At 53.9% G+C, this 16,276-nt stretch carries 16 protein-coding genes; 3 read left to right on the forward strand and 13 right to left on the reverse strand.

The window, feature by feature from the left end; genetic code table 11:
- Positions 1-146: 146 nt before the first annotated feature.
- From hemG to pepQ, 4 genes are read right to left on the reverse strand one after another with little or no spacing between them, the layout of a single operon-like run.
- A complete protein-coding gene (gene hemG / locus QQZ17_RS10600; protein ID WP_152401018.1) occupies positions 147-692 on the reverse strand; it encodes a menaquinone-dependent protoporphyrinogen IX dehydrogenase in 546 nt (181 codons plus the stop codon).
- A gap of 11 nt (positions 693-703) precedes the next feature.
- On the reverse strand, positions 704-2,155 hold the full coding sequence (trkH, locus tag QQZ17_RS10605; RefSeq protein WP_152401016.1) for a Trk system potassium transporter TrkH: 1,452 nt from the start codon (positions 2,153-2,155) through the stop codon (positions 704-706).
- Between the two features lie 38 nt (positions 2,156-2,193).
- Positions 2,194-2,808 carry an IMPACT family protein gene (locus tag QQZ17_RS10610; RefSeq protein ID WP_152401004.1) on the reverse strand — a complete coding sequence of 205 codons (615 nt, stop codon included), beginning with the start codon at positions 2,806-2,808 and terminating at the stop codon, positions 2,194-2,196.
- Positions 2,808-4,139 carry a Xaa-Pro dipeptidase gene (pepQ, locus tag QQZ17_RS10615; protein WP_152401002.1) on the reverse strand — a complete coding sequence of 444 codons (1,332 nt, stop codon included), beginning with the start codon at positions 4,137-4,139 and terminating at the stop codon, positions 2,808-2,810. The genes QQZ17_RS10610 and pepQ overlap by 1 nt, the downstream gene beginning before the upstream one ends.
- 188 nt (positions 4,140-4,327) lie before the next feature.
- Here pepQ and fadB point away from each other — a divergent pair, with 188 nt between their 5' ends.
- The gene (gene fadB, locus QQZ17_RS10620; protein WP_152401000.1) at positions 4,328-6,517 is read left to right on the forward strand and encodes a fatty acid oxidation complex subunit alpha FadB; all 2,190 of its coding nucleotides are present in this window, start codon (positions 4,328-4,330) and stop codon (positions 6,515-6,517) included.
- Positions 6,518-6,526: 9 nt separating this feature from the next.
- A complete protein-coding gene (gene fadA, locus QQZ17_RS10625; protein WP_152400998.1) occupies positions 6,527-7,690 on the forward strand; it encodes an acetyl-CoA C-acyltransferase FadA in 1,164 nt (387 codons plus the stop codon).
- Positions 7,691-7,859: 169 nt separating this feature from the next.
- Here the strand turns inward: fadA and fre are convergent, their stop codons facing one another.
- Complete coding sequence (fre, locus tag QQZ17_RS10630; protein ID WP_152400996.1) at positions 7,860-8,561, reverse strand: NAD(P)H-flavin reductase; 702 nt, start codon at positions 8,559-8,561, stop codon at positions 7,860-7,862.
- A 38-nt stretch (positions 8,562-8,599) separates the two neighbouring features.
- Complete coding sequence (gene ubiD, locus QQZ17_RS10635; RefSeq protein WP_152400994.1) at positions 8,600-10,093, reverse strand: 4-hydroxy-3-polyprenylbenzoate decarboxylase; 1,494 nt, start codon at positions 10,091-10,093, stop codon at positions 8,600-8,602.
- A 168-nt stretch (positions 10,094-10,261) separates the two neighbouring features.
- On the opposite strand from ubiD, the gene rfaH reads away from it, so the two are divergent.
- Positions 10,262-10,750, forward strand: a complete 489-nt coding sequence (rfaH, locus tag QQZ17_RS10640; RefSeq protein WP_152400991.1) for a transcription/translation regulatory transformer protein RfaH — start codon at positions 10,262-10,264, stop codon at positions 10,748-10,750.
- A 7-nt stretch (positions 10,751-10,757) separates the two neighbouring features.
- Here rfaH and tatD read toward each other — a convergent pair whose 3' ends face one another.
- The 7 genes from tatD to ubiE all read right to left on the reverse strand — a co-directional run bounded on the left by tatD (position 10,758) and on the right by ubiE (position 16,269).
- Complete coding sequence (gene tatD, locus QQZ17_RS10645) at positions 10,758-11,540, reverse strand: 3'-5' ssDNA/RNA exonuclease TatD (RefSeq protein ID WP_152400989.1); 783 nt, start codon at positions 11,538-11,540, stop codon at positions 10,758-10,760.
- A gap of 41 nt (positions 11,541-11,581) precedes the next feature.
- The gene (gene tatC / locus QQZ17_RS10650) at positions 11,582-12,373 is read right to left on the reverse strand and encodes a Sec-independent protein translocase subunit TatC (RefSeq protein ID WP_152400987.1); all 792 of its coding nucleotides are present in this window, start codon (positions 12,371-12,373) and stop codon (positions 11,582-11,584) included.
- A 2-nt stretch (positions 12,374-12,375) separates the two neighbouring features.
- Positions 12,376-12,906 (reverse strand): Sec-independent protein translocase protein TatB, encoded by a 531-nt coding sequence (gene tatB, locus QQZ17_RS10655; RefSeq protein WP_152400986.1) that lies wholly within the window; start codon positions 12,904-12,906, stop codon positions 12,376-12,378.
- 3 nt (positions 12,907-12,909) lie between these two features.
- Positions 12,910-13,179 carry a Sec-independent protein translocase subunit TatA gene (gene tatA / locus QQZ17_RS10660; protein ID WP_061075744.1) on the reverse strand — a complete coding sequence of 90 codons (270 nt, stop codon included), beginning with the start codon at positions 13,177-13,179 and terminating at the stop codon, positions 12,910-12,912.
- A 78-nt stretch (positions 13,180-13,257) separates the two neighbouring features.
- A complete protein-coding gene (gene ubiB / locus QQZ17_RS10665) occupies positions 13,258-14,898 on the reverse strand; it encodes a ubiquinone biosynthesis regulatory protein kinase UbiB (RefSeq protein WP_152400984.1) in 1,641 nt (546 codons plus the stop codon).
- Complete coding sequence (gene ubiJ / locus QQZ17_RS10670) at positions 14,895-15,500, reverse strand: ubiquinone biosynthesis protein UbiJ (protein ID WP_152400981.1); 606 nt, start codon at positions 15,498-15,500, stop codon at positions 14,895-14,897. Before ubiJ ends, ubiB begins: the two co-directional genes overlap by 4 nt.
- 13 nt (positions 15,501-15,513) lie before the next feature.
- Positions 15,514-16,269 carry a bifunctional demethylmenaquinone methyltransferase/2-methoxy-6-polyprenyl-1,4-benzoquinol methylase UbiE gene (ubiE, locus tag QQZ17_RS10675; protein ID WP_046493037.1) on the reverse strand — a complete coding sequence of 252 codons (756 nt, stop codon included), beginning with the start codon at positions 16,267-16,269 and terminating at the stop codon, positions 15,514-15,516.
- Positions 16,270-16,276: the final 7 nt, after the last annotated feature.

Below are 16,276 nucleotides of genomic sequence, written 5' to 3' on the forward strand. Positions count from 1 at the left end.
TGGGCGTTCATCTCTGAACCCCGCTGACCCGGCGGCTTGCGTGCCGTTGTTCCGTGTCAGTGGAGGCGCATTATAGGGAGTTATTTCAGGCTGACAAGGGGAAATTTAAAATAATTTTCCGAGTGCGCATTTTTTATTCTTTACGTTTATTTAACCAACGAATCGGGGGTTAACTGAGCGATTTCTCGGGCAAAACTCGCGACTTGTTCCCAGTCGGTATAAATAACTTCTTTACGCGTATCCGTTTCGCCGCCCGACATTTTCATAATGAGTTTAATCATCATTCGGTCATACCAGCGATAGCGCGGATAAAGTAGCGCCCCGGCGATAACTGCAGAACGGTCTGGCCGCCACTGCGAGTTCATTAAAAACTTGCGCGCGTAGCTGTTGGTTTGCGGCGTCCGCTTTTCCGGTTTCCGCGCCACCAGGTTGACGGAGTAAAACGCACTTGGCATGTGATTCAAGCGTGTTGCATGTTTCTTCACAAACGCGAGGAAGGCAGAATGATAGTGCCCATAACGAATCGATGCGCCAATGACTACCCGGTCATAGCGTTCCCAGTCAGGTTCATCGGTACGATGCAGATTGACCACATCCGTGCAGATACCAAGTTCTTTGAGTTCTGACGCCAGATAAGCGGCGATTTCCTGGGTCTGCCCGTCACGGGATGAGAAAAGAATCAGTGTTTTCACGTGTTACTCCATTATTCACGCCAGAAAGTCGGGGTAAAAAGTACCAGCAGAGTGAAGACTTCCAGACGACCGAACAGCATGTTGGCAATCAGGATCCATTTCGCCACCGGATTCATACTGGCAAAGTTGTCCGCCACGACGCCCAGCCCAGGCCCAAGGTTGTTCAGCGTCGCCACCACGGAGGCAAAGGCGGAGAAATCGTCCACACCGGTCGCGATAATCGCCAACATACTGATAATGAAGACCAGCGCATACGCCGAGAAAAATCCCCAGACGGCTTCAAGAATACGTTCCGGCAGCGCGCGGTTCCCCAGCTTGATGCTATAGACCGCATTGGGATGCACCAGACGCTTCAGTTCGCGGTTCCCCTGTTTGAACAGCAAGAGGATACGGATAACCTTCAATCCCCCGCCCGTTGAGCCCGCACAGCCACCTATAAACGCGGAACATAGCAGCAGTACCGGCAGGAAAAGCGGCCAGCGCGCAATACTGTCGGTCGTAAATCCGGCCGTGGTGGCCATCGACACTACCTGGAAAAAGGCCTGGTTGAGCGTCGTCAGCGCGGAGCTATAGATGTTATGGAACCAGAGCACTAATGTGCAGATGACCACCAGCGTCAGTTGGACACCAATGAACATACGAAATTCGGGGTCACGCCAGTAAACCTTCAGGCTGCGGCCACTCAGTAACGAGAAGTGCAGACCGTAGTTACAGCCGGAGATTAATAAGAAGATAGCAATAATGGTGTTAATCGTTGGGCTGTCAAAGTAGCCCACGCTGGCATCATGGGTGGAAAACCCGCCGATCGCGATAGTGGCAAAACTGTGTCCGATGGCATCAAACGCCGGCATGCCGGCAAACCATAGCGCCAGTGCACAGGCCACCGTCAGCAGGACATAGATCAACCACAGCGTTTTTGCCGTCTCGGCAATACGCGGGCGCATCTTGTTATCTTTCAGCGGTCCGGGCATTTCAGCGCGATAGAGCTGCATCCCACCGACACCGAGTATTGGCAGAATCGCGACGGCCAGCACAATGATCCCCATCCCGCCAAACCATTGCAGCATCTGGCGATAAAAGAGGATCGCATGTGGTAGCGAATCCAGCCCCACCAGCGTAGTGGCACCGGTCGTGGTCAGTCCGGAGAATGATTCGAAGAACGCATCGGTAATCGTGAGGTTCGGGCTTTCAGAAAAGATGAAGGGCAACGCACCCACGCTGCCCAGCACAGTCCAGAACAGCACGACGATCAAAAACCCTTCGCGAGATTTCAGTTCGCCTTTCTCACGACGGTTCGGCCACCACAACATGGAGCCAATCACCAGCGCGACAAAAAAGGTTTGCGTAAATGCGCGTCCCGCCCCATCACGATAGATAAGCGCTACCAGCCCCGGGAGGATCATCGTGCCCGAAAATAAGATGACCAGTAGTCCTACGATTCGGGTAATGGCGCGAAAATGCATCTCTGCCGCTTCCTTAGTTCTTCAAAATGAGGTGGGGATTATTCTTCAATCGCTAACAATTGCAATGAACCACGACTAAAATCCGCCAGCTTTGCTGAAAATTCATCCACTTTCGCATAAGGAAGCGCCACCCGTAACCGAATGAATGCCTGGTAATCACTGGTGACGATTTTGCCGTCATGTTGACCCAGAAGTGCTTCAACGCCAGCCAACTGCGCGTACTCACACTGCAAAGTATATTCGGTTAATGGCGTCTTGCGCTGCGTCGTTAACTGACGCAATGCCTGGTTTACGCCACCGCCGTAGGCTTTAACCAGTCCGCCGGTGCCGAGCAAGACTCCGCCGTAGTAGCGCACCACAACGGCGGTGATTTCCCCAACGCCGCTGCCCATCAACTGCGCGAGCATCGGCTTACCTGCCGTTCCCGCCGGTTCACCGTCATCAGAAAAGCCCAGCTGCTGTGAATCATCCGGCGCGCCCGCCACCCACGCCACGCAATGGTGGCGGGCGCTCGGGTGCTCCGCTTTCACTGACTCCACAAACGCTTTTGCCGCCTCTACGCCCTCGGTATGCGCCAGCAGCGTAATGAAGCGGCTTTTTTTGATCTCTTCAACAACGGTGACCGGCGCCGCAGGGATTAACCAACTGTCCATTACGCCAGTTTCAGATCCCGCGTCATGTTCTCAACGTTGTTTTCGTGGATCACCACGTTGTCTTCAATACGAATACCGCCAAACGGTTTCAGCGCTTCAATTTTTTGCCAGTTGAAGTGTTTGCTGAACGGCCCTTCACGCCACGGCGCGAGCAGCGATTCGATGAAGTAAAAGCCTGGTTCAATGGTCAGCACCATACCCGGCTGGAGCACACGGGTGCAGCGCAGATACGGATATTTAGACGGCGCGGCGAGATGCGTACCAGAGTCATCCTGCATAAAGCCAGCAACATCATGCACCTGCAAACCCAGAGGATGGCCGATACCGTGCGGCATAAACGGTCCGGTGAGATCGTTTTCGACCATCGCTTCTTCGCTCAGATCGGTGACGATCTGGTGCTTACGCAGCAGTTTCGCAATACGCTGATGGAACTGAACGTGATAGTCCACATAGCTGACGCCCGCTTTCATAGTGGCGATCAGCGCCAGCTGTTCGTCATTCACATCTTTCACTAACTGCGCATACTCATTGTCGCTTTTCGCCGACCAGGTACGGGTCAGGTCTGCGGCATAGCCGTTATACTCCGCACCGGCATCCAGCAGGAAGCTGCGGATTTCAGACGGTGCCTGATGATCCAGTTTCGTGTAATGCAGAACCGACGCATGCTCGTTCAGCGCCACGATATTGCTGTACGGCACATCGGTGTCGCGATGACCGGTTGCGGTCAGATAAGCCAGGTTGATGTCGAACTCGCTCATCCCTGAACGGAAGGCTTCTTCCGCCGCACGGTGCCCATTCACCGCCATTTTCTGCGCTTCACGCATGCAGGCCAGTTCGTAATCCGTTTTGTAGGCACGGTAATAATGCAGATAGTCGATCACCCCTTTCGGGTTGATGTTGCTGGCCGCAATCTCCAGTTGCAGCGCACGCTCCGGAACCGGGCCAATATAACCAATATTGCCAAGAGCGGCAGGCAGTTGACTGCCAATACCATCCGCTTTCGGCAGGGCAATCACCTCAACTTCTTCAGTCCAGAAGGAGGTTGGCAGCGGCTCAACGTTGTGCCAGTAGTCGACCGGCAAGTAGAACCACAGTTTGGGTTTGTTCACCCCATCAACCAGCAGCCAGCAATTTGGCACCTGAGTCACCGGTACCCAGGCTTTAAACTGCGGATTGACCTTAAACGGGTAAGGATGATCGTCGAGGAAAACATTAAACAGCTCGCCGGAGTGAATAAGAAGCGCATCAAGCTTAAAGCGTTCCAGCGCATCACGCGTCCGTTCTTGTAGGGTAACGATATGATTTTTATAGAGTGCGGCCAGTGATTCCATTTTCTATCCTTCTGTTTTTCGACCTCAAGTCTCCGCATCTTAGCACATCGATTCGAGAGAGCGTGATTTCTGCCAGGTGTGATCGGATCGGCATTTCTTTAATCAGTCATTTGCATTTTATTAACATAAAATACACACTTCGCTTCATCTGGTATGACCAGATCACCTTGCGGATTCAGGAGACTGACATGCTTTACAAAGGCGACAACCTGTACCTCGACTGGCTGGAAGATGGCATCGCCGAACTGGTGTTCGATGCCCCAGGCTCAGTGAACAAACTCGACACGGCAACCGTCGCCAGCCTCGGCCAGGCGCTGGACGTACTGGAAAAACAAACAGATTTAAAAGGGCTGCTGCTGCGTTCGAACAAAGCGGCCTTTATCGTCGGTGCGGATATCACCGAATTCCTGTCGCTGTTTCTCGTTCCCGAAGAACAGCTCAGCCAGTGGCTGCATTTCGCCAACAGCGTCTTTAACCGTCTGGAAGATCTACCGGTCCCGACCCTTTCGGCCGTTAACGGCTATGCGCTGGGCGGCGGCTGCGAATGCGTGCTGGCGACTGATTACCGTCTGGCGACACCGGATCTGCGTATCGGTCTGCCAGAAACAAAGCTGGGTATCATGCCAGGCTTTGGCGGCTCCGTACGTATGCCGCGCATGTTAGGCGCGGACAGCGCGCTGGAGATCATTGCAGCCGGTAAAGACGTTGGGGCCGAGCAGGCGCTGAAAATCGGCCTGGTCGATGGCGTTGTGAAAGCAGAAAAGCTGATTGAGGGCGCAAAAGCGGTATTACGTCAGGCCATCAACGGCGATCTGGACTGGAAAGCGAAGCGTCAGCCGAAGTTGGAACCGCTGAAGCTCAGCAAGATTGAAGCCACCATGAGCTTCACCATTGCTAAAGGCATGGTCGCGCAAACGGCAGGTAAACACTACCCGGCTCCGATGACAGCGGTGAAAACCATTGAAGCCGCCGCGCGCTTTGGTCGTGAAGAAGCACTGAATCTGGAAAACAAAAGTTTTGTCCCGCTGGCGCACACCAATGAAGCCCGCGCGCTGGTCGGTATTTTCCTAAACGATCAGTATGTGAAAGGCAAAGCGAAGACGCTGACCAAAAACGTTGAGACGCCGAAGCAGGCTGCAGTGCTGGGCGCGGGCATTATGGGCGGCGGCATCGCGTATCAGTCGGCATGGAAAGGCGTGCCGGTTATCATGAAAGATATCAATGACAAATCCCTGACCCTCGGGATGACCGAGGCCGCGAAACTGCTGAACAAACAGCTTGAGCGCAACAAAATTGACGGTCTGAAGATGGCTGGCGTGATTTCGACCATTCATCCTACGCTGGACTACGCCGGTTTTGAGCGCGTAGACGTCGTCGTCGAAGCGGTCGTTGAAAATCCAAAAGTGAAAAAAGCGGTACTGGCGGAGACGGAAGATAAAGTTCGCCCGGACACCGTGCTGGCATCGAACACTTCCACTATTCCCATCAGCGAGCTGGCAAGCGTGCTGAAGCGCCCGGAAAACTTCTGCGGGATGCACTTCTTTAACCCGGTTCACCGGATGCCGCTGGTTGAGATCATTCGTGGCGAAAAAAGCGCCGATGAAACCATCGCGAAAGTGGTCGCCTGGGCCAGCAAAATGGGTAAAACGCCGATCGTGGTCAACGACTGCCCTGGCTTCTTTGTTAACCGCGTGCTGTTCCCTTACTTCGCCGGATTCAGTCAGTTACTGCGCGACGGTGCGGACTTCCGCAAAGTCGACAAAGTGATGGAAAAACAGTTCGGTTGGCCGATGGGCCCGGCGTACCTGCTTGACGTCGTGGGCATTGATACCGCGCATCACGCACAGGCCGTGATGTCCGCAGGTTTCCCGCAGCGAATGCAAAAAGATTATCGCGACGCGATTGATGCGCTGTTTGACGCCAGTCGTTTTGGTCAGAAGAACGGTCTGGGCTTCTGGCGCTATAAAGAAGACAGCAAAGGTAAGCCGAAGAAAGAAGAGGATGCCACCGTTGACGGCCTGTTGGCTGACGTCAGTAAAGCGAAGCGGGATTTCAGCGACGAAGAGATTATCGCCCGCATGATGATCCCGATGGTCAACGAAGTGGTGCGCTGTCTCGAAGAAGGCATTATCGCCAGTCCGGCAGAGGCCGACATGGCGCTGGTTTACGGTCTGGGCTTCCCTCCGTTCCACGGCGGGGCGTTCCGCTGGCTGGATACGATCGGCAGCGCGAAATATCTCGATATGGCGCAACAGTATCAGCACCTCGGTCCGTTATACGACGTTCCGGAAGGTCTGCGTAATAAAGCGCGTCATAACGAACCGTATTATCCCCCGGTTGAGCCTGCCCGTCCGGTTGGCGACCTGAAAACGGCTTAAGGAGTCACAATGGAACAGGTTGTAATTGTTGATGCGATCCGTACCCCGATGGGCCGTTCGAAAGGGGGCGCATTTCGCCACGTGCGCGCGGAAGATCTCTCCGCGCATTTGATGCGTAGCCTGCTGGCGCGAAATCCGGCGCTGGAAGCGGCAGCGCTTGACGATATCTACTGGGGCTGCGTGCAGCAGACGCTGGAGCAGGGCTTTAACATCGCCCGTAACGCGGCGCTGCTGGCGGAAGTCCCGCATTCCGTTCCGGCGGTGACCGTCAACCGGCTGTGCGGTTCCTCCATGCAGGCATTGCATGACGCGGCGCGGATGATCATGACCGGCGATGCGCAGGCCTGTCTGGTGGGCGGTGTGGAGCATATGGGCCATGTGCCGATGAGCCACGGTGTTGATTTCCACCCGGGCCTGAGCCGCAACGTCGCCAAAGCGGCGGGCATGATGGGGCTGACAGCAGAGATGCTCTCCCGCATGCACGGTATCAGTCGAGAAATGCAGGATGCCTTTGCCGCACGTTCACACGCCCGTGCCTGGGCTGCAACGCAGTCTGGCGCGTTTAAGAATGAAATTATCCCAACCGGCGGGCATGACGCCGATGGCGTGCTGAAGCAGTTTACCTATGACGAAGTGATTCGTCCGGAAACCACGATTGAAACGCTGTCCACCTTGCGTCCGGCGTTTGATCCGGTCAGCGGTACGGTTACGGCAGGTACTTCTTCCGCACTCTCCGATGGCGCGGCCGCCATGCTGGTGATGAGCGAAAGTCGTGCGCGTGAGCTGGGTCTGAAACCGCGCGCCCGCGTGCGCTCAATGGCGGTGGTGGGCTGCGATCCTTCCATCATGGGATACGGTCCGGTTCCGGCATCAAAACTGGCGCTGAAAAAAGCGGGACTTTCCGCCAGCGATATCGGTTTGTTTGAGATGAACGAAGCGTTTGCCGCGCAGATCCTGCCGTGCATTAAAGATCTGGGCTTGATGGAGCAGATCGACGAGAAGATCAACCTTAACGGCGGTGCGATCGCGCTCGGTCACCCGCTGGGCTGCTCCGGTGCGCGTATCAGCACCACGCTGCTGAATCTGATGGAACGCAAAGATGTCCAGTTCGGTCTGGCGACGATGTGTATCGGATTGGGTCAGGGTATCGCGACGGTGTTTGAGCGGGTTTAAAGATATTCACTCATTGTAGGCCGGGTAAGCGAAGCGCCCCCGGCTCGATTGCCGGATGACGACGCTAAAGCATCTTATCCGGCCTACAACGAAAACGTCACTGTATAACAATTTAGTTGCCGTTCTTCCCGCCTGTCAGGGGCGGGTTTTTTCTGCTTCATTTTTCTTCTTAGATAAATGCAAACGCATCGCCAAACAGGCGATCTTCCCGCGCACTGCGCTCATTACAGAACAGGTCACGCGCGATTTTCGCCATCTCAAAGCGGCCCGCAATGTAGATGTCATGCTCAGCCAGCGTTCCGTGATCCTGCATCACCGCCGTTAAGACCGTTCCCGTACGCCCACGCCAGCCGGTTTCAGGCTGTTCCACCACCGCTTCAACGCGCAGGTTAGGATGGTTGACAGAGAGCGCTTCAAGTTCAGAGAGATCGTAGAGGTGCTTCTCTTCACGACCGCCCCAGTAAATCGTGACCTCACGATTGGGATTACGCGCCAGCGCCGTCAGCAGAATGGAACGGGCGTAGGAAAAGCCTGTGCCCCCGGCGATCAGGATCAGCGGACGCTCTTCATCGTCACGCAGCCACGCGTCGCCGTGTGGAATATCCACCGTAATTTCATGGTCCTTCAGGATGCGATCCATCACCGCTTTGGCATAGAGGTTAATTTCTGATGCACCAATGTGGAGCTCAATAAAACCCTGATCATTCGGCGTAGAGGCCATCGAGAACGGACGTTTATCCCGCTCATCCATCACGACCATCAAATATTGACCGGCGCGAAAGGAAAATGCCGCATCGGGTACTAAACGAACACGGTATACGGTATCAGTGATAGCTTCTACCGAGGTCACTTTACAGCTTAAGGTTGTCATGCGCTCCCTCTATGGGTCTGTAGGGCAAAACGAGCGCCTCAGGCGCCTTTACCGTCATTAAAGATGGCCAGTTCATCCCAAATCGCATCGATACGGGCGGTAACGTCAGGATCTTTTTTAATTGGACGTCCCCACTCGCGTTGGGTTTCACCTGGCCATTTGTTCGTGGCATCCAGCCCCATTTTTGAACCCAGGCCGGAAACCGGCGAGGCAAAATCCAGATAATCAATTGGCGTGTTTTCTACCAGCACCGTGTCCCTGGCCGGATCCATTCGGGTGGTAATCGCCCAAATCACATCATTCCAGTCGCGTGCATTGACGTCATCATCACAAACGATAACAAATTTGGTGTACATAAACTGGCGTAAAAATGACCAGACACCCATCATGACGCGTTTCGCATGACCGGCGTACTGTTTTTTGATCGTGACGACGGCCAGACGATAAGAGCATCCTTCCGGCGGCAGATAAAAATCGACGATTTCCGGGAACTGTTTTTGCAGAATCGGCACAAACACTTCGTTTAGCGCGACGCCGAGCACGGCGGGTTCGTCCGGTGGACGACCGGTGTAGGTCGAATGGTAAATCGCGTCCTCACGCTGGGTAATATGCGTGACGGTAAAAACCGGGAAGCTATCCACTTCATTGTAATACCCCGTATGGTCGCCATACGGGCCTTCCGGCGCCATTTCACCCGGGTCGATATACCCTTCCAGCACAATCTCCGCACTGGCGGGCACTTCAAGATCGTTAGACAGGCATTTGACCACTTCGGTTTTTGTGCCACGCAGCAGACCGGCAAACGCGTACTCTGAGAGCGTATCCGGTACCGGCGTCACCGCGCCAAGAATGGTGGCAGGGTCGGCACCCAGCGCAACGGAGACCGGGAAACGTTCACCCGGATGCGCCGCACACCACTCCTGATAATCAAGCGCGCCGCCACGATGGGACAGCCAGCGCATGATCAGTTTATTTTTGCCAATCAACTGCTGGCGATAAATACCCAGATTCTGCCGCTCTTTATGCGGGCCACGCGTCACGGTCAGCCCCCAGGTGATGAGCGGTGCGGCGTCTTCAGGCCAGCAGGTCATGACAGGAATTCGGTTTAAGTCGACGTCATCGCCAGAGATGATTTTTTGCTGACAAGGCGCACCACGCAGTCGTTTCGTCGGCATATTCAGCACCTGCTTGAACTGCGGCAGCTTATCAAACAGATCGCGAAAGCCTTTCGGCGGCTCCGGCTCTTTCAAAAATGCCAGTAATTTACCCACTTCCCGCAGCGCGGAGACATCATCCTGCCCCATGCCCATCGCGACACGTTTTGGCGTACCAAACAGGTTGCACAACACCGGCATCGAATAGCCTTTGGGGTTTTCAAACAGCAGTGCAGGGCCACCAGCACGTAGCGTGCGGTCAGCAATCTCGGTGATTTCCAGGTGCGGATCCACTTCAAGCGTGATGCGTTTGAGTTCACCCTGTTGTTCAAGCAGCGTCAGGAAGTCGCGTAAATCGTGATATTTCATGGCGTCCATTATGGCCTCTTCGTAAGCGCCTCATTATACGGCGTTCACCATCGTGATGCTGTATTTTTGTTAAATTAGCGTGAACTCTGGCAGCCCACCGGCTCCACCGGAATTATAATTAACTTCACGCTTTGCTTTTGCTATGCTTGCGCCCCGGACAAGCGGATAAGAGTTATTATGCAATCCTGGTATTTACTGTACTGCAAGCGCGGGCAACTTCAGCGTGCTCAGGAACACCTCGAAAGACAGGCAGTGAGCTGCCTGACGCCGATGATCACCCTGGAAAAAATGGTGCGAGGAAAACGTACTGCAGTCAGCGAACCGCTGTTCCCAAACTATCTGTTCGTGGAATTTGATCCGGAAGTGATTCATACCACGACGATCAATGCCACGCGCGGCGTCAGCCATTTTGTCCGCTTTGGCGCATCACCCGCGATAGTCCCTTCCACGGTGATTCACCAGCTCTCCGTTTATAAACCGGAAGGCATTGTCGATCCCGAAACGCCTTACCCCGGCGACCGCGTGGTCATCACGGAAGGGGCTTTTGAAGGCCTGCAGGCTATTTTCACTGAACCGGACGGCGAGGCGCGTTCCATGCTACTGCTCAACCTGCTAAATAAAGAGGTGAAGCAGAGCGTGATAAATACCGGTTTCCGTAAGCTTTAACGTCGACTCAGAACGAAATTCCAAACAGCTTCCTGACATTCGCATCCGTTGTGGCGGAAAGCCATTGCGGATCGTCTCCACGCCAGTGAGCAATACGCTCAAGAATATGTGGCAAATGTGCCGGTTCGTTACGCCGCGACGCGGGCTTCGGCGAAAGATCGCGCGGCAACAGATACGGCGCGTCGGTTTCAATCAGCAGTTGTTCGGCCGGAATAAACGGTAGCAATTCGCGCAGCTCAAGCCCACGACGTTCATCACATACCCAGCCCGTAATACCGATGTACATGCCCCTGTCGACACACTCCTGCATCTCCTCGCGCGTACCGGTAAAGCAGTGCAGCACCGCGCCCGGGAGTTTGTCCAGCCACGGTTCCAGCAGCGTCATGAATCGCACGTGCGCATCACGACAATGCATAAAGACCGGCATTTGTAACTCAGCGGCAATACGCAACTGCGCGTCAAACGCCCGCTCTTGTTCCTGCGGAGTGGAAAAATTGCGATTGAAATCGAGGCCACATTCGCCAATCGCCACGACCTCCGGCTGGTTCGCCAGTGCCACAATCGCATCCTTTGTTTCAGGTTGCCACTGGCTGCTGTCATGCGGGTGAACACCGGCCGTCGACCAACAGTGAGGATAAGTCTGCGCCAGCCGCTGCGCCTGCTGGCTTTCATGTAGATTGGTTCCGGTAAGAAGCAGCCCCTTCACGCCAGCAGCAGTCGCGCGTGCGACGGCCTCATCACGGTCTTTCAAAAACTGCGAACTGGTTAAATTAACGCCGATATCAAACATGCTTCGCTCCATATAACAACCGCCCTGACGGGCGGTTGAATTTACTCTTCTGTCTTCTCGGCTTTCTCAGCTTCGGCTTCTGATTCCGCCTCGTTATCTTCATCCCGCGTCTGTCGCTTGCCGACATAGAAACGTGAGAAGAAAACGCCTACCTCAAACAGGCAGTACATCGGAATCGCCAGTAACGTCTGCGAAAAAACATCCGGCGGCGTCAGCAGCATCCCTACCACAAACGCACCAACCAGCACGTAAGGCCGTTTTTTACGCAAGTCATCCGGTGTAGTCACACCCATCCAGCAAAGCAGCACGATGGCAACAGGCACCTCAAACGAGACGCCGAATGCCATGAACAGCGCCATGACAAAGCTTAGATAGCTGGCAATATCCGTCGAGACCTGCACACCTTCCGGCGCGGTATTGGCAAGGAAGCCAAACGCCAGCGGGAACACGACAAAATAGGCAAACGCCATACCGATATAGAACAGTAACGAACTGGAGACCAGCAGCGGTACCACCATGCGGCGTTCATGCTTATACAGCGCTGGCGCGATAAACGCCCAGACCTGATAAAGGATCACCGGCGCAGACAGGATCAGCGACACCATGAAGGTCAATTTGATCGGGGTGAAAAACGGTGATGCGACATCCGTCGCGATCATGGTCGCACCCTGCGGCAACTGTTTGATGAGTGGCGAGGAAACCAGGTGATAGATGTCATTGGCAAAATAGACCAATGCCAGAAAGATCACGATAACCGCAATAATGCAGTTAAGCAGACGTTTACGCAGCTCAATCAGGTGCGTGATAAGCGGTTGAGTATCTTCTACAGCCATGTTTACGGTTTATCACTCGACGTAGGGGAGGAGCCAGCAACAGGGGCAGCGGATTTCGGTTCAGCGTCCTTCACGTTGACAATTGGGGGTGTCTCCCCGGCAATCTCAGGAGCCTGTTCCGGTGCACTGGCCTGGACTTCAGCAGTGGCGGGGGTGACCCCTTCATGCTGTTCTTCGTTCCCTTTCACCACCGGGTTATGGATGGTATGCGCTTCGTCGCTCGCTTTTTCGGGCTCGTTTGCGCTATAGGAACGCTTCATTGACTCTGCCGCCTGACGCAGTTCATCCATCGAGGCTTTTAGCTCGGGAGTCAGATTTTCCAGGCTCGCTTTCTCAACCTTTTTCAGGCTGTCCTGAAACTCCTGGAGCTTAAGCTCCTGGGTCAGTTCATTCTGAACGGTTGTCGCAAGGGATCGCAGTGCGCGTACCCAGCCAGCTATCGTTTTGACGGCTACCGGCAATCGCTGCGGCCCCAGAACAACGAGGCCGATAATAAACACCAGTAACAGTTCGCTAAAACCGATATCAAACACGAATTACACCTGCTCTTTATCGTGGCTTTTCGCGTCTTCTTTTTTCGCAGTTTCTTTATCAGCGTCTGCCGGTTTGTCAGTAATAGATTTCGCGGTAAAGTCAGCGTCCTGACTGGCTTTATCCTGTTTAGCATCATCATCACTCATGGCTTTTTTGAAGCCTTTGATGGATGCGCCAAGATCGGAACCGATGGAGCCGAGCTTCTTGGTGCCAAACAACAGTACAACGATGACGGCAATGATCACCAACTGCCAAATACTGATACCACCCATACATGTTCCTCTGTGATAGATGATGAATTAATAAGGCCGTAGTATACGTTACCCGGCCTGCCTTGAGCGATGAAAAAATCAGCGAGTTTTGCACCAGCCGACAATCCAGGCAACCAGGCCGCCCGCCATTAACCAACCGGGCATATAGCCCCATTCAGGGCGATTAATCAGCAAGAACGTCCCACTTAACAGCAACGTTGCGCCAATTCCCAATAAGTAACGGGATTGCCCCTGACGGACATGATTCTCCTGAAGCTCGCGCGCAATCTTATCAACACTGTGCTGTAAATATTTGCCCTGGCGCAAACTGTCGTACACCAGTTCAGGGAGTTCTGGCATTTTTTCGACCCAGAACGGCGCTTTTTCCTTAAATGCTCTGATCAGCGCTGGAATACCGACCTGATCTTTGATCCATGACTCCAGAAAAGGCTTCGCTGTTTTCCAGAGATCCAACTGCGGATAGAGTTGGCGGCCTACACCCTCAACATACAATAATGTCTTCTGCAACAATACCAGTTGCGGCTGCACTTCCATGTTAAACCGACGCGCCGTATTGAAAAGGTTTAACAAAACGTGGCCAAACGAGATTTCCGCCAGCGGCTTCTCGAATATCGGCTCGCACACCGTACGAATCGCAAATTCAAACTCTTCAACGTTGGTATCCGGTGGTACCCAGCCAGAATCGACGTGCAGTTCCGCAACTTTGCGGTAATCACGATTAAAAAACGCGATGAAGTTCTCCGCAAGGTAACGCTTATCTTCCTTATTTAACGAGCCAACAATGCCGCAATCAATGCCAATATATTTCGGGTTTTCCGGGTGTTCATAGCTGACAAAGATGTTACCGGGGTGCATATCCGCGTGGAAGAAGCTGTCACGAAAGACCTGAGTGAAGAATACCTGTACGCCGCGCTCCGCCAGCAACTTCATGTTGGTGCCGTTTTTCTCCAGCGTCACCACATCGGAAACCGGGATACCGTAAATGCGTTCCATCACCATCATATTCTCACTACAGTAGTCAGAATACACTTCCGGGATGTAGAGCATTGGGCTGTCTTCAAAGTTTCGCCGCAGTTGGATAGCGTTGGCGGATTCACGCAGCAGATTCAGCTCATCAATCAATGTCTTTTCATATTCCCGCACGACTTCCGTCGGACGCAGGCGGCGGCCATCTGGCAGCAAGCGTGGCACCCAGCGAGCAAGACGATAGATCAGTCTCAGATCCGCTTTGATAACCGGCAGAATGTCCGGGCGGATGACTTTGATGACAACCTCTTTGCCGTTCGATTTCAGTCTCGCCGTATGCACCTGGGCAACCGACGCCGACGCCAGCGGTTGAATATCAAATTCATCAAACCAGGCTTCAACAGGCAGTCCGCCCATGGCTTCTTCGATTTGCGCTTTCGCAAGTTTTCCATCGAAGGGAGCGACTTTGTCCTGTAACAACGCCAGCTGATCGGCAATATGCGGGGGAAAGAGATCGCGTCGGGTCGAGAGCATTTGACCAAACTTGATCCACACCGGCCCTAACTCCTGCAGAGCCAGTCTCAGTCTCTCTCCCAGTAGTTTTTCTTTATGTCGGTTTGGCATCCAGAACAGGCAATAACGCCATAACCGCAGCGGCAGCGTGATCCGCATTTTTGGGATGAGCTCATCAAGTCCGTAACTTAAGAAAGTGCGAATGATGAAATATAGGCGCCGTACTTCACCTGGCGTCATTTAGCCTCCAGTTTTTCCAGCCGCCGGGTCAGTGCATCGACAGCACGCTCCACGGCTGCCGTTTCTTCCGCAAACCAGGCAACCTCAAGCGATCCGGGCGCCATTCGCCACTCTTCCGTAATGGCTTCGGCAACATAGCGTTGCTGACGTTGGATCCCGTGTCGGATAAATTTGACCCCGCCGCGTAGCGCTTTGCTGATCCCTTCTGCTGCGATGTCGCCGGTATAAGGAGCCAGCAGTTCAGCAGGATCGAATTCCGCCAGATCGGCAAGGGCAACGAAATTCTGTACAACCTGAATATCACCCTGCACTTCCAGTTCGCCACTGCGGATCAGTGCGGTCAGTTGCTGGCGGTCGCGTAATTTTGGCAACACGCTGGCATGCGTGATTACCGTGCAGTCGGCCTCGCCAGCCCACTCGCCCAGCACGTCAACCTGACGTTCGCTGAACAGCAGAATTAATGATGTCGAAAAGCCTTTTAGCTCCACACGCAGCACTTTTCCCAGCAGACGCGCTCGCGCCGTTTTCAACGCCGGCGAACGATACAGGAATGAATTAAGCAGACTTTCCATTCCTGCAGTCACTAAGGGTTTAAAAGGCATCCCCGTTCTCCTGTCAGAACTTATAGCCGCGATGCAGCGCAACCACACCCGCTGTCAGGTTGTAATAGTCGACGCTTTCGAACCCGGCGTCCTGCATCATCGCTTTCAATGTGTCCTGGTCGGGATGCATACGGATGGATTCCGCCAGATAGCGATAGCTGTCGGCATCATTGGCGACCATAGAACCAATACGCGGCAAGATATGGAAAGAGTAGGCATCGTACGCTTTACTCAGCGGTTCGATAATCGGTTTAGAAAATTCCAGCACCAGCAGACGGCCGCCCGGTTTCAGGACTCGGTACATGGAGCGCAAGGCTTTGTCTTTGTCCGTGACGTTACGCAAACCGAAGGAAATGGTAATGCAGTCAAAGGTATTGTCCGGGAACGGTAGCGCTTCCGCATTGGCCTGAACGTATTCCACGTTGCCAATCACGCCGATATTGCGCAGCTTCTCGCGACCCATTTTGAGCATTGAGTCATTGATGTCCGCCAGAATAACCTTGCCGGTCTCACCGACCAGGCGAGAGAATTTGGCCGTGAGATCGCCGGTCCCCCCGGCTAAGTCCAGCACTGTCTGACCACGGCGAACGCCGCTACAGTCGATGGTGAAGCGTTTCCACAAACGATGAATGCCAAAAGACATCAAATCATTCATGACATCATATTTTGATGCCACAGAATGAAAAACGTGGGCCACCATGTCCGCTTTATGCTCTTTAGCGACAGTCTGAAAACCAAAGTGCGTCGTTTCTTGTGAATTATCCACCATCTCAGTG

Origin of the sequence: Citrobacter sp. T1.2D-1 (assembly GCF_950098555.1) — a bacterium.
Lineage (GTDB): Bacteria > Pseudomonadota > Gammaproteobacteria > Enterobacterales > Enterobacteriaceae > Citrobacter_A > Citrobacter_A telavivensis.